Origin of the sequence: Alcaligenes sp. HNGD-HTN06, assembly GCF_049932565.1 — a bacterium.
Taxonomy (GTDB): domain Bacteria; phylum Pseudomonadota; class Gammaproteobacteria; order Burkholderiales; family Burkholderiaceae_B; genus Alcaligenes; species Alcaligenes ammonioxydans.
Genome location: NZ_CP187782.1, coordinates 3427520 through 3441105 on the forward strand (window position 1 = coordinate 3427520; position 13586 = coordinate 3441105).

Here is a 13586-nt window from a genome sequence, read left to right on the forward strand (position 1 = left end):
AGCAATCATAGTTTACGGGCACCATCAGCCTGTCTCTCGAAGCGACACCACTCAGCTCGCCCCCACCCTGCAGTCACCAGAAGAAAAGAGGCCGACGCCCTCATAGGGCGTCTGTTGGGCCTGGCCACGAGCCCAGTCCGCCATACCATTTCATTACTGCAGCGCCTTCAATTTGGATATATGTCTATAGCTGACATTTATCACTCATTTTTATTATTAAGTTTTTACTTATGATTAATGATTTATCATTTATTAATAATTTCTTATATCAATAATTAAACCAATAAAAACCATGCGCAGTTTTTACTTTTAAATCATTTTTATTTATTAGCCACCGCATAATAAGGCAATTGACAAACTCAATGTTTTATGCAACTTTTTTGCACGGTGAGTTATTATTCAATCACGCAAAAATAGCGTCCTTATTGATTAATTCACAGATCTCAAAATAACCTCTGGGAATCTTAGTGAAAGTTTCTTACGTCCTCATCCCAGCAATGCTTTTCTCGATTCAGTACACAGAGCTCATCTTGCTGCTCTTAAGCCCTACTTGTTCTGCTGTCTCGACATTCAAACCGCTACGTTTTAAACCTTTACTATCAGCCACTTAAGAATCCCCATCAAAACTCACAAGCAAAAAAATGCCAGGCTTGACCCACACCCAGCCCCGCTATTTTTGCTTAGGAAAAGGGGACCGGCTATTTCAGGCAGCATGCAGCACGCTCTATAGGAATAACATTCTTTTCATCTGTTTGTACCCCTAATAAAACCTGCTGCTATTGATAGCAAGTTCATCCATAGGTCCTCATTAGGTTCGCCTTTATATAAATTTAAAGCAGTGAATGCTTCTAATGTCAAACAGTCCAGGATTGCTTTCTAATGTCAGAACTCCACGCACGCAGCACTCAACATAACGGCCAGCTAGATCTGGTACAGCTTCTTCGAAGGTTTTGGGAAAAGCGCGCCCTATTTCTGTGTTTCTTCTTCGCCGGTGTCGTACTAGCCACCATTTATGCCCTTGTTGCCAAAGAACAATGGACATCCGTGGCGTACGTCAGCGCACCACGCGTAGAACAAATCAGCGCTTACCTGGACCAACGTCGCGCCATGGCGCGAGTAACAGGCAACCAGACCATTGACACGCATGCACTGAGCTCCTTGCTATTTAGTGCATTTGTCACACAAGCTGCCATTTCCAGAAACCAATGGGCCTACCTGAGTGAGACCGATTACTACAAACAACAGCTGACAGGCGATCAGAGAGCCGACCGCCTCTTACTGCTGGAACTGGTAGATCAGCTCAAGATCAAGGCCCCTGAGCATGATGTCATTGCGCCCTATTACAGGTTCTCCTTTAGTGCGACCAGCGCAGAGCAGGCCCAGGAAGTGCTGAACGGCTATCTGGACTGGGTAAACGCACTGGCATTTGAACAAGTCGATAAAGAATTCAACGACCAGCTCAATGCCCAGATACTGTCTCGACAAACGGATCTTCACAACATTGAATTCAAGCTGATGACGGACCGCCAGCACAGCATTGAAAATCTGGAGGCCGCCCTGCATACAGCCAAACTTGCCGGCATCAAGGACTATATCGTTGCCAGACAGACGGAAGGGGCCACCGTCATTGAGCTTAGCGATAGCAAACGCCTATTCATGCTCGGTGAAAAGTACCTGAGCGCTGAACTTGAGACCTGGGCCAGATCACCTATTATTTACCCGCCTAATTACTTTGAGATCAAGCGGGAGCTTGAGCAACTTGAACCGCTGCGACACTATAAAGTCAACAGCCTTTTATATTTCACTCAACGTCCCCCTACCCTTCCCTTAAAGCGTGACAAGCCTATGCGTGCGCTAATTGTCATTCTGGGGGGCTTATCAGGGGGCATGCTCGGTATTCTCTGGCTGCTTGGGCAGGAGATCTTCCGCAAACAAGACCTGACTGTGGTGACCAACTTTCGCCAGGAAAACAAACTTCTCGAGGTGAATCGGCAGTGATTCCTGTATGCCGCCCTATCCTGCCTTACTCTGCCGTCGGGACCAGACACTCGGCCAGATCCGCGGGACACCCCGCTCCCAGCAATGTCATGGTTCGCTCCAGCTCCTGAGTCAGCAGGCTGAGCACGGTCGCAACCCCTTGCTCACCATTTTGGGCCAAGCCGTAGGCAATCGCTCGGCCAAAAAAAGCGCCCGTCGCACCGCAGGCAAGCGCTTTGGCAACATCCGAACCCCGCCGGAAACCACTGTCGATGAACACCGGGATCTGCGAGTTGACGATCGCCATGATCTGCGGGAGCACACTGATTGTGGATGGCGCACAGTCCAATTGGCGGCCACCGTGATTGGAGACAATCAAGCCATCCACACCATGACGCAGCGCCTGACGCGCGTCTTCTGGATGTAGCACGCCTTTGACCAGTACAGGACCATCCCATTTGGAGCGCAGCCACGCTACGTCGTTCCACACCAGGCTGCGGTCCATACTTCTAGCCAACAGGGCTGCCTGCGCCTGGGCGGAGCTGGCCCCTTCCGTCGGCATCAGATTGACGAACTGGGGCTGTCCGGCTAATGCCTGCCGCCACAACCAACGTGGCTGCAAAGCCATATCCAGCAGTAAACGGGGACCGGGGCGAAAAGGTAGCTTAAAGCCATGACGTATATCTTTCTCCCGGTACCCACCGACCGGCACGTCTACCGTCAACACCAGCGCCTCAAAACCAGCTTGACGAGCACGATCCAAAATGGAATTGGCCATCCCCCTGTCTTGCATGACATATAACTGCATCCAGCACGGCCCGTCACAAGCCTCTCGCACGTGTTCCAGGGCGCTGTTGGAGGCCGTAGACAAAATGTAGGGCAAGCCTGCCTTGCCAGCGGCGCGCGCTGCCAGCACGTCCCCGCCAGGACGCACCACATCAATCAGGCCCACCGGCGCCACCCCAAAAGGAGCCGACCACCGCCGTCCAAAAACCTCTATGCTGGTCGAGATGGCCGATGTGTCCCGCAAACTGCGCGGCGATAAGGTCATCGTCTGCAAATCCGCTTGATTACGAGCCAGACACAGCTCATCCTCTGCCCCGCCGGCAACATAGTCATACACAAAACCGGGCAGACGGCGCCGGGCCGCTAGCTGGAAATCCTGAACATTGAGCCGCATGATGCAGGCTGCCTCCCACGTAAGGTCGAGCTTTCACGCCCGATTCAAGTTAATTGTTTAAGCATCAAGTATATGCCTGAAAATGCGGCATCCGGCCAGAGGCGCATCGCCCAAGCAGGCAGAACAAGCAAAATGGGCAGACAGGCTTGCCTCGATAAGGGGGGTACTTGCCTCAGACCGAGGGGCGCGTCAATAACGGAATCGGCAGCTCGTTAAGTCCTTTGAATTCCTGCAGGGAAAAGCTGGTCTGCGCCTGCCGAACCCCAGGCAGGCGATGCAGCTTGCGCTGCAGCAGCTCCGAGTAGCTATCCAGGTCTTTGGCCACCACCATGAGCAAAAAGTCAGCCGGTCCGGCAATGCCATGGCACATCACCACCTCCGGTATGTCGCGTACCGCCTCCACAAACTGCACCGAACGCGCTTCGTTCTGAAAGTCGACACTGATACTGACAAACGCCACCACCCCGTAACCCAGGCCACGACGGTCCAGCCGCGCCTGATAGCCGGCAATAAGTCCCGCCTCTTCCATGCGCCGAATCCGACGCCAGCAAGGCGATTGGGATATCCCCACCTTTTGCGCCAGCTCGCTCGTGGTAAGCCTGGCGTTTGCCTGCAGCTCGGCCAACAAAAGGTAGTCCACCTCATCCAGTTCTATATGCATAAAAAAACCTGTTTTTTAATTTTTACTGAAAAAATTATGCTTGTATAAAAAACCGCTTGGCGCAACCCTCTTAAATAAATAAGATCAACGCATAAATCTAAGTGGGATGAAATAATGAAACCACAGACACTTTGCGTCTCTGCCCCTAAGCCCGCTTGTTCGGGTAAGCGCATCCTGCCGCTCATGGAGACTTTCGGGCATGATGCGGGGCCCACTCCCCCTGGCGCGCAACGCGACTTTGGTTTTCTGCCGACTCAGGCGACTTGATCACACTGTCGCTCGGGTCATTATTAACATACCGGGAACAGAACACATGAATGCCTCCAACGCATCGGCTGACAAGGGAGTCGGCGAGACAGAACGCATTGTTGCGGAAGAAAAAGCGCAGTTGGATTTCAGCCAGTCCATGAGCTACGGCGACTACCTGCATCTGGATGAGGTGCTCGGCGCCCAGCACCCGCTCTCGCCCGCCCACGATGAAATGCTGTTCATCATTCAGCATCAGACCAGCGAGCTCTGGATGAAACTGATGCTGCACGAACTGAACGCCGCTACCGCAGCGGTCGCTGCCGACCGCTATGCCGACAGCTTCAAGATGCTGGCACGTGTCTCGCGCATCATGGAGCAGTTGGTTAGCGCCTGGACCGTGCTCTCGACCATGACCCCGCCGGAGTACACCGCCATGCGGCCCTATCTGGCCAGCTCCAGCGGCTTTCAAAGCGCGCAGTATCGCTGCATTGAGTTTGCCCTGGGCAACAAGAACGCCGCCATGCTCAAACCGCATGCACACCGGCCGGATCTGCTCCGCCAGGTGGATGCTGCCTATCGCGCCCCCTCGCTTTATGACGAGTCATTGCGACTATTGGCCCGTCAGGGCTTTGCTATCCCCGCCAACTACCTGGACCGCGACTGGACCCAGCCCTACCTGGCCAATGCGGAAGTGGAAGCCGCCTGGTTACAGGTTTACCGTGACCCTCATGCGCATTGGGATCTGTACCAGCTCGGTGAGAAACTGACCGACATTGAAGACGCCTTCCGGCTTTGGCGTTTCCGTCATGTCACCACGGTTGAACGCGTTATCGGCTTCAAGCGCGGCACAGGTGGGACGGGAGGGGTCAGCTACCTGCGCAAAATGCTGGATGTCGTGTTGTTCCCCGAAATTTGGACTGTGCGGACTGCACTGTGACACAGATACCCAACCCCGTTTTTTCGCCGCAAGATCGCGAGCGTGAATACTCGCCCAGCTCTTGTATCGGTGGCAACTATGCGCCGTACATTGAGCAGTACGCCACACTGAGCAAAGCCGCTCTGGTCGGCAGTGCCCACCATGTCGAGCTCGCTTATGGCGACGCTGCTGCGCATAAGCTCGACCTCTTTCTGCCTGCGGGCACGCACTCGGAATCGCTCCCGCCCCTGCTGCTATTTATACATGGCGGCTACTGGCAGGAGCTTTCCAAAGCATCCTCCTTGTTCTCGGCCCCAGACTGCACGGCAGCTGGCATCGCCTTTGCCGCCCTTGATTACACCTTGGCACCACAAGCCTGCGTCCATGACATGGTGCTGGAATGCCGCAAGGCACTGCGCTGGCTGCATCAACATGGCAACAAACTGGGCTTTGACCCGCAACGCATGGTCGTTTCCGGCAGTTCTGCCGGCGCGCATCTGGCAGCCATGTGCTGTCTGCGTGGGTGGGAGGATGATGCTGATTTGCCTTTGGGAACGCCGGCAGCGGCCGTGTTGGTGTCTGGCATTTACGACCTTCAACCCTTGATAGGCACCAGCATCAATGAGGCACTGTCCCTGGACGCGGCAAGCGCACGGGCGGTCAGCCCCCAGTTGCTTGATCTGACAGGTTTTCCACCCACCCTCATCGGCTGGGGAGAAATCGAAACCTCGGAGTTCAAGCGCCAGAGCCAAGCGTTTGCTGACTTGCTGAAAGCACAGGGCGCCCAATATCTGCCGCCCATCGAAATGCCAGGACGCAATCACTTCGATGTCATTTTTGACCAGGCTCGTCCCGACACCCGCTTGGGCGCAGCAACACACGCGCTTTTTGCATCGCTGCCAGTCACCTCTACCGCAAGCACATGAGGGAACACGGGGCAGACACGGCCGCCGCCGACGCGCTACATCGCCAGTTTCGCCGCACGCCCTTCACTACAACGCCAGCGTTGGGTGAAGGCTAAGGTCGGTCTGGGCATGAAGCTGAAAGCGTTGTCGTACGCGATGGCTTGCTAATGCCATGGCAGCCGGACGCGCAGCAGGCGGATCTGCCTGCCCGCGCTACGCAGCTGATTACAGTGAATCAAAGGGGTCCTGCGTGCTTGGCAGGCCCGTATCGTCCCCCAGCACAAAACGCGGGATGAACTGCAGCACATATTGCCGCATGGCTTCAACCAGGCGCTGTGCATCGGGGCGCAACTCCCGCGACCGCAAAGACACCACACCAACCATGTAGGGCACGTGAATATCAATCGGGCGCAGCACGACGTTGGGCAGAGGCAGGCCATGCGCAGTGAACGGATCAATCAGGGACACTCCCACCCCTTGGCTGGCCAGCACCAGCCCTTCCAGCGAGGACGCCACCTCAATATGACGAATATCTTCGGGAGCCTCCGGACTGGCACGCAACAAAGCGGTCGCCAGGGTATGGCGTAAGCGATGACGATTCTGAACGGAAATCAGGGGAGTGCCCTGAATATCGCTGAGCCGGACCAGGTCTTGACTGGCCAATGCATGGTTCACCGCCATGCCCAGCAAACAGGGGCTTTGCCCTGACCAATGCAGGGTACAGCCATCAATATCCAAAGGCAGGCTGGTCACGGCCAGATCGGCCCGCCCTTCGTCGATGGCTTGAACAACTTCCTCCGGCTTGACGGTATCAATCATCAGCTTTTGCTTGAAGGCCGGATCGTGCTGCTCCATGATGCCCAAGACCTGAGGCAACAAACCCATCGCCATGGCATGAGTGGCCACGATACGCAGGGGCCGCAGTCCCCCGCGGGCGATTTCCAGCGCACGGCTTTGCAGCACTTCCAGGTTCATCAGCACAGGCCGGGCTTCCAGATAAAACTCCCGTCCCTGTTCCGTCAGGGTGACCTGCGGGCGGGTACGGGTAAAGAGCCGGAAGCCCAACTCCTGCTCCAGCTCCTGGATCTGACGGCTGACTACAGGCTGTGAGCGATCCAACAGTCGACCGGCAGCAGTCACACTGCCTGCGGACATCACAGCTGCAAAAGCTTCTAATTGGCGAATTTCCATGTCGTTCTATGTGAATGCCGCATTTATCAACATGGAATATTCTAGTGCGGAATAGTTGGCCGGACTAGCGTTTAACACCGAAACATTGATCGAGCGTAGGGAAAGTCCCATCCCGCACTTCGGCCGCGTATTGGGCGGCCGCTTGCGAGATCAAGGCCCCCACATCCGCATACGGTTTGGCGAACTTGGGAATCTTGCCATTGGTCAGGCCCAGAATGTCCTCAGTCACCAGGACTTGTCCATCGCAGGCGGGCGAGGCGCCAATGCCGATGGTGGGAATCGCAATACTTTCCGTAATGCGGCGACCCAAACTTTCCGCCACACCTTCCAGCACGACTCCCCAGGCTCCGGCCTGGGCGTGGGCGACCGCATCTTCCAAAACACGCTGTGCAGCGGCATCGGTCATCCCCTGCGCCTTATAGCCGCCCATGGTATTGACGTACTGAGGCATCAGGCCGACGTGCGCCAGCACCGGAACACCCCGCTCCACCAGGAAACGGGTGGTTTCCGCCATGACATGCCCACCTTCGAGCTTGACCGCCTGCGCACCGCTGGCCGCCAGCATGCGCGAGGCATTGGCAAAAGCCTGCTGGGGTGATTCCTGATAGCTGCCAAACGGCATATCCACGACAATGCAAGCATGCTGCGTCGCGCGCACCACTGCCGCTGCATGGGCAGCCATCATATCGACCGTAATGCTTAAGGTGTCAGGCATCGCATAGCCCACCATGGCGGTCGAGTCACCCACCAGAATCATGTCCAGGTGCTCGTCCAGCATCCGTGCAACGGGCGCGATGTACGCAGTCAAGGCAGCAATTTTTTGTTTGCCCTTGCAGGCGATCAAAGTGGGAACGCTAACGCGAACCTGCGTGGTATGTACGCTCATACTTACTCCAGCTGGAATCCCATAGCGCAAACGCTTATATAGGATTGCTTATATAGGATTGTGAATGATGCAGATTGCAACATCTTAAGAAAAAAACCAGTCGACGCCTCTATAATCGCCGCAGGACAAAAAACAATAAGCTAATTTCCTGCCTGCGTACAAGCCTCGCGTGTCCACCCCATGCGGATTCCGGTCCTTTTAAGGACTTTTACAGAGTCAGCGCTTGTACTCTAGAACCCGATTGTTCCCAATGCGCGGTGGTTTCATCAGTCGTATCCAGGCTGTTTTGCCGTGCACTCAACCGAGGAGAGACCCATGTCGACTACCCCCCCAACAATCACCTTCCATGATGATAACCGCGCCCCGCAACTGGGCCTGGGCGTCTGGCAGGTACCTGCCGAGCAAACGGCCGATGTGGTGTGCAGTGGCATCGAAGCGGGCTACCGCCTGATCGATACTGCCGCCATTTACGGCAACGAAGCCGAAGTCGGCCAAGGGATTCGCCAGTCCAAGGTGCCCCGCGAAGAGCTGTTTGTGACCACCAAACTGTGGAATGACATGCATGGCCACGACAATACCCGTGCAGGCTTTGAGGAAAGCATGGACAAGCTGCAGCTCGATTATGTAGATCTGTACCTGATTCACTGGCCCGTGCCCAAAAACCGCCAGTACATCCAGACCTGGGAGACGCTGATCAATCTGCGCAACGAGGGCCGTGTGAAATCGATTGGGGTATGCAATTTTCTGCCGCAGCACCTGCAAACCCTGCTGGACAAGACCGGCGTTCTGCCCGTATTGAACCAGATCGAACTGCACCCCGGTTTCCAGCAGGCTGAATCGCGCCACTATCATGAAGATCATGCCATTCAGACTCAAGCCTGGAGCCCCCTGGGGCTGGGCACGCTGTGGGACAACCCGGTGCTGAACAAGATTGCCAAGCAGCATGGCCGTTCCGTGGCTCAAGTCATGCTGCGCTGGCAGATTCAACTGGGCAATATGGTGATTACCAAGTCCAACTCCCCCGAGCGTCAGCGCGCCAATATGGACATCTTCAGCTTCGAGCTAAGCGAACAGGATATGGCCGATATCGCCAGTCTGGACCGGCCCGATGGCCGTCTTGGCCCAGACCCGGAACTGTTTCGCCTGCCCAAAAGCACCGTCCAGGACTAAGCGCCAGGACGCACACGGCGCGCCGGTCCGGACAGAAAGGCAGCTAAAAGGGGCGCCAGGGCAAACAACCACAGCAAGGCCTGTGCCGACTGACGCGCGCCCTGCATGCCGCCAGGGTCCACAAACCCGGTTGCCGTGGTAATTATCCCTGCCAAGGCCGCCCCCAATGCCATCGTGTACAACTGCAAGGTGGTAATGGCGGCCGAGGCGATATTCTCCTGCCCCTTGGGGGCCGAATGAAAAACCCGCGTCAACAAGTGCGGCCAGGCCAGCCCAATCCCTACCCCCACGCCCAGCAAAGCCAGATACAGGGCCCAGGAATAGTCTGTCCCCTCACTCAAGCCCACCCATGGGATGAGGACTCCCAAAGCAGCCAGGGACAGGCCCGAGAGCACCGGCCCGACAATAATCAGTCTATCGCCGGTTTCCAGCCCACGGCTGGAGCTGGCAATCGACCCCAAGGTCCATCCCCCTGACATCAAGGCGGTCAGATAGCCCGCCTTCAGGGGACTCATGTGGTGAATGATCTGCAGGAAATACGGAATGAAGATTTCGGTCGCTACGGCCACGCTGACCAGACCAATACCGGCATAGAGACTGCCCAAAGCAGTACGAATCGAATAGGTGCCTTGGGGAAACAGACGACTGGTAGATTGACGGTCTGAGCGTGCCATCCCGTAAACCAAGGCAGCACCGCCCGCCACACCGGCCAGATTGATCACCCAGGAGGTGGACAAGCTGCCCGCCGACATTACCAGCACCGAAGCCGTCAACAACAATACCTTGCCCAGGGTCGAGCCTGATTGTCGTGATTCTGGAGCCCGCGCATCGCGCAGCTGTGTCCAGACCAGCACCGCCAGCAAGGCCGCACAGGGCAAGACACTCCAGAAGGCCAGACGCCACTGTCCCATCTGGGCAAAAACGCCGCCAATGGCCGGGCCCGACAGGGTAGCCACCCCCCACATGCTGGAGACCAGGGCCATGACACGCGGCCAGAGCCGCTCCTCAAACACCAGCCGGATGGAGGAATAGCTCAGACCCAGCAGCAAGCCGCCCCCTAAACCCTGAATCGTGCGGGCAAACAGCAAAAACAGCATGGAGGGCGCTGCCGCGCACAAGGTCGTGCCAATGGCAAAAAACAACAGCGACATCAGAAAGCTGTGTCGCAGGCCCCACTTCTCCAGAACCTGCGGTGACAGGGCCGAGCCCAGAATCGAGGCCACCACAAACAACGTGGTATTCCAGGCGTAGTACTCCAGCCCGCCAATATCCTCCACGACCGAAGGAAGAATGGTGGTGGCCACGTATACGTTAATGGCATGAACAGCCACCCCTCCGGCCAGGGCCAGGGAGCGCAAGCCATTGCGGCCCGACAGTAACTCAGACCAAGAAGCTTCCTGGGTATGTGTCATTTTTTTCTTTATCCAAGCAAAAAAGCCGGCAGACATGCCGGCCCTCTCATCCACCAGTGCGCCAGTCCCCTCAAGTCACTGGCGCACCTGCTGGCGTATCACAACACGCTCTGGCCTGCCGCAGCGCTTATGCCTTTAGCAAGCCTCGCAAAACGTATTGCATGATACCCCCATGACGGTAGTAATGCGCTTCGCTGGGCGTATCGATTCGAACCAGCGCCTCGAACTCGATATCACCGGCCCGCACAGTGACTTTTTCCGGAATGCGGTCCTGGTTCAGCGCCGTGATGCCTTCAATATCAAACACCTCATCCCCGGTCAGACCCAGCGTGGCAGCATTTTGACCAGCCAGGAACTGCAAGGGCATCACCCCCATCCCCAACAGGTTACTGCGGTGAATGCGCTCGTAGGATTCGGCAATCACCGCACGCACGCCCAAAAGCACGGTGCCCTTGGCCGCCCAGTCACGAGAAGAACCCGAGCCGTATTCCTTGCCCGCCAGAATCACCAGCGGAACACCGGCATTGAGGTAATGACGCGAGGCATCGTAAATCGTGGCTACCGGCGCGCCGTCCTGCGTAAAGTCGCGCGTATAACCGCCTTCTGTGCCAGGTGCCAGTTGATTACGCAAACGCACATTGGCAAACGTGCCGCGAATCATGACCTCATGGTTGCCGCGACGAGAGCCATAGGAGTTGAAATCCTGGGGTTTGACACCGTGGTCCATCAGGTAAGTGGCAGCCGGCGACGTGCGGGCAATGGAACCGGCAGGGCTGATATGGTCTGTCGTCACCGAATCGCCCAGCTTGGCCAGTACGCGGGCCCCCCGTATGTCCGCCACAGGGCTGGGCTCACGCTTCAGGTCAATGAAATAAGGCGGTTTTCGCACGTAGGTGGAATCGTCCTGCCACTCGAAACGATCCCCTTTGGGCGTAGGCAGGGAGCGCCAGCGCTCATCACCGGCAAATACATCCGCGTAGCCGTCACGGTACATCTCGGAGGCAATGGCTTTGCCAATCACCTCCTGTACTTCCGCCGCGGAAGGCCAGATGTCTTTCAGATAGACGTCCTGACCATCGCTGCCCTGCCCCAACGGTTCGTGGTACAGGTCGATATCCATGGTGCCGGCCAGGGCATAAGCCACCACCAGCGGGGGCGACATCAGGTAGTTCATTTTCACTTCGGGGTGAATGCGCCCTTCGAAGTTACGATTGCCGGACAGCGTGGACACCACCGCCAGATCGTTCTGATTAATGGCCTGGCTGACTTCCGGAATCAAGGGACCGGAGTTACCGATACATGTGGTGCAACCGTAGCCAACCAGATCAAAGCCCAGCTTGTCCAGATAAGGGGTCAGACCTGCACGCTGGTAGTAATCCGTGACCACGCGCGATCCCGGAGCCAGACTGGTTTTCACCCAAGGCTTGCGGCTCAGGCCCTTTTCCACGGCCTTCTTGGCCAGCAGCCCCGCCGCCATCATGACGCTGGGGTTAGAGGTGTTGGTACATGAAGTAATCGCAGCAATAACGACCGAGCCATGATCCAGCGTGCATGGGCTGCCATCGGCCAGCGTGAACTCCACCGCCGCTTTCCGGGGTGCTGGCGGTTTATGCGAGGGCACGTCCGAGGCAGGAAAGCTCTCTTCGACGGCCTCGTCGTAGGTGGCGACATCATCGCCCAGCAAATCACGCACCGCAGTACGGAAGGCCGGTTTGGAGGACGACAGTGCGATACGGTCCTGGGGACGCTTAGGTCCGGCGATCGAGGGCACCACCGTGGACAGGTCCAGCTCCAGACGTTCGGAATAACGTGGCTCGTGCTCGGGGTCGTGCCACAGCCCCTGAGCCTGCGCATAGGCACGCACCAGCTCGATCTGCTCTTTGCTACGTCCGGTCAGCTCCATATAACGCAGTGTTTCCTCGTCAATCGGGAACATGGAGATGGTGGAGCCGTATTCGGGGCTCATATTGCCGATGGTGGCACGATTGGCCAAAGGCACGGCACTGACGCCTGGGCCATAGAACTCGACAAACTTGCCGACTACGCCGTGCTGGCGCAGCATGTCGGTGATGGTCAGCACCAGATCCGTGGCCGTTGTGCCTTCGGGCATTTGACCGGTCAGCTTAAAGCCCACGACACGCGGGATCAGCATGGAAATAGGCTGACCCAACATGGCCGCTTCAGCCTCAATCCCGCCTACCCCCCAGGCCACCACGCCCAAACCGTTCACCATGGGAGTGTGCGAGTCCGTACCGACACAGGTATCGGGATAGGCCAGCTGACGGCCTTGCTCGTCGCGTGTAAAGACCACACGGGCAAGATGCTCCAGGTTGACCTGATGCACAATCCCCGTACCGGGGGGAACGACCTTGAAATTGTTAAACGCGCTTTGGCCCCAGCGCAGAAACTGATAACGCTCCATATTGCGTTCGTACTCAATCTGCACGTTGCGTTCAAACGAGCTGGGCTTGCCAAAATCGTCCACGATCACCGAATGGTCAATCACCAGCTCTACTGGCGCCAGAGGATTGATTTTTTGCGGGTCGCCGCCCAGTGCCTGCATCGCTTCGCGCATGGCAGCCAAATCCACCACGGCAGGCACGCCCGTAAAATCCTGCAACACGACGCGAGCGGGGGTAAAAGCAATTTCGCGGTCAGGCTCGGCAGCCGGGTCCCAGGCCGCCAGGGCGCGAATGTCATCGGCCGTCACATCCCCACCATCTTCGGTGCGCAGCAAGTTTTCCAGCAGGATCTTCAAGCCATAAGGCAGACTGGCAACATCCAGACCATCTCCACGAACCGCATCCAACCGATAGTAGTCGTAGGACTGCCCGCCGACATCCAACTGGTGCAAAGCTTTAAAACTATCTACGCTTTTCATATCGGGATCTCCATGGAAAAGTGCCGGCCGATACCACCCAATTCACCCAGCCAGCAAAACACATCGGGTAATTGTCTATGGGTCTAGACCATTTCACATCTTACACGCTGGCGCCACCCCCTGCCCCGCGTGACGTCCCCCCTGTGGCCTTCCGACAC

General features: G+C 56.8%; 10 protein-coding genes. 4 read left to right on the top strand and 6 right to left on the bottom strand.

Translation table 11 applies throughout. The annotated features are described in order from the left end of the window. Positions 1–879 precede the first annotated feature (879 nt). The gene (locus ACOZ42_RS15705) at positions 880–1998 is read left to right on the top strand and encodes an LPS O-antigen chain length determinant protein WzzB (RefSeq protein ID WP_426345351.1); all 1119 of its coding nucleotides are present in this window, start codon (positions 880–882) and stop codon (positions 1996–1998) included. Positions 1999–2023: 25 nt separating this feature from the next. Here ACOZ42_RS15705 and ACOZ42_RS15710 read toward each other — a convergent pair whose 3' ends face one another. Together ACOZ42_RS15710 and ACOZ42_RS15715 are read right to left on the bottom strand one after the other, a co-directional pair. After that, positions 2024–3157: an alpha-hydroxy acid oxidase gene (locus ACOZ42_RS15710; protein ID WP_059318126.1), complete on the bottom strand. Its 1134-nt coding sequence runs from the start codon at positions 3155–3157 to the stop codon at positions 2024–2026. Between the two features lie 172 nt (positions 3158–3329). Further along, on the bottom strand, positions 3330–3818 hold the full coding sequence (locus ACOZ42_RS15715) for an Lrp/AsnC family transcriptional regulator (RefSeq protein WP_003805681.1): 489 nt from the start codon (positions 3816–3818) through the stop codon (positions 3330–3332). A 313-nt stretch (positions 3819–4131) separates the two neighbouring features. Between ACOZ42_RS15715 and kynA the strand changes: the two genes are divergently transcribed. Both kynA and ACOZ42_RS15725 read left to right on the top strand, forming a co-directional pair. Further along, positions 4132–5004, top strand: coding sequence for a tryptophan 2,3-dioxygenase (kynA, locus tag ACOZ42_RS15720; protein ID WP_003805677.1), 873 nt, complete (start codon positions 4132–4134; stop codon positions 5002–5004). Then, positions 5001–5909: an alpha/beta hydrolase gene (locus ACOZ42_RS15725; protein ID WP_426345352.1), complete on the top strand. Its 909-nt coding sequence runs from the start codon at positions 5001–5003 to the stop codon at positions 5907–5909. The genes kynA and ACOZ42_RS15725 overlap by 4 nt, the downstream gene beginning before the upstream one ends. Positions 5910–6113: 204 nt before the next feature. Here ACOZ42_RS15725 and ACOZ42_RS15730 read toward each other — a convergent pair whose 3' ends face one another. Together ACOZ42_RS15730 and panB are read right to left on the bottom strand one after the other, a co-directional pair. Beyond that, the gene (locus tag ACOZ42_RS15730; protein WP_230406225.1) at positions 6114–7043 is read right to left on the bottom strand and encodes a LysR family transcriptional regulator; all 930 of its coding nucleotides are present in this window, start codon (positions 7041–7043) and stop codon (positions 6114–6116) included. A gap of 100 nt (positions 7044–7143) precedes the next feature. After that, entirely contained in the window at positions 7144–7965 is an 822-nt protein-coding gene (panB, locus tag ACOZ42_RS15735) for a 3-methyl-2-oxobutanoate hydroxymethyltransferase (protein ID WP_003805671.1), read from the bottom strand. Positions 7966–8280: 315 nt separating this feature from the next. On the opposite strand from panB, the gene ACOZ42_RS15740 reads away from it, so the two are divergent. Next, positions 8281–9135, top strand: coding sequence for an aldo/keto reductase (locus tag ACOZ42_RS15740; protein WP_003805669.1), 855 nt, complete (start codon positions 8281–8283; stop codon positions 9133–9135). Here ACOZ42_RS15740 and ACOZ42_RS15745 read toward each other — a convergent pair. Together ACOZ42_RS15745 and acnA are read right to left on the bottom strand one after the other, a co-directional pair. Then, positions 9132–10547, bottom strand: a complete 1416-nt coding sequence (locus ACOZ42_RS15745; protein ID WP_003805667.1) for an MFS transporter — start codon at positions 10545–10547, stop codon at positions 9132–9134. The two genes, ACOZ42_RS15740 and ACOZ42_RS15745, sit on opposite strands and share 4 nt — an antisense overlap. A gap of 127 nt (positions 10548–10674) precedes the next feature. Then, positions 10675–13428, bottom strand: coding sequence for an aconitate hydratase AcnA (gene acnA, locus ACOZ42_RS15750; protein WP_131071047.1), 2754 nt, complete (start codon positions 13426–13428; stop codon positions 10675–10677). Positions 13429–13586: the final 158 nt, after the last annotated feature.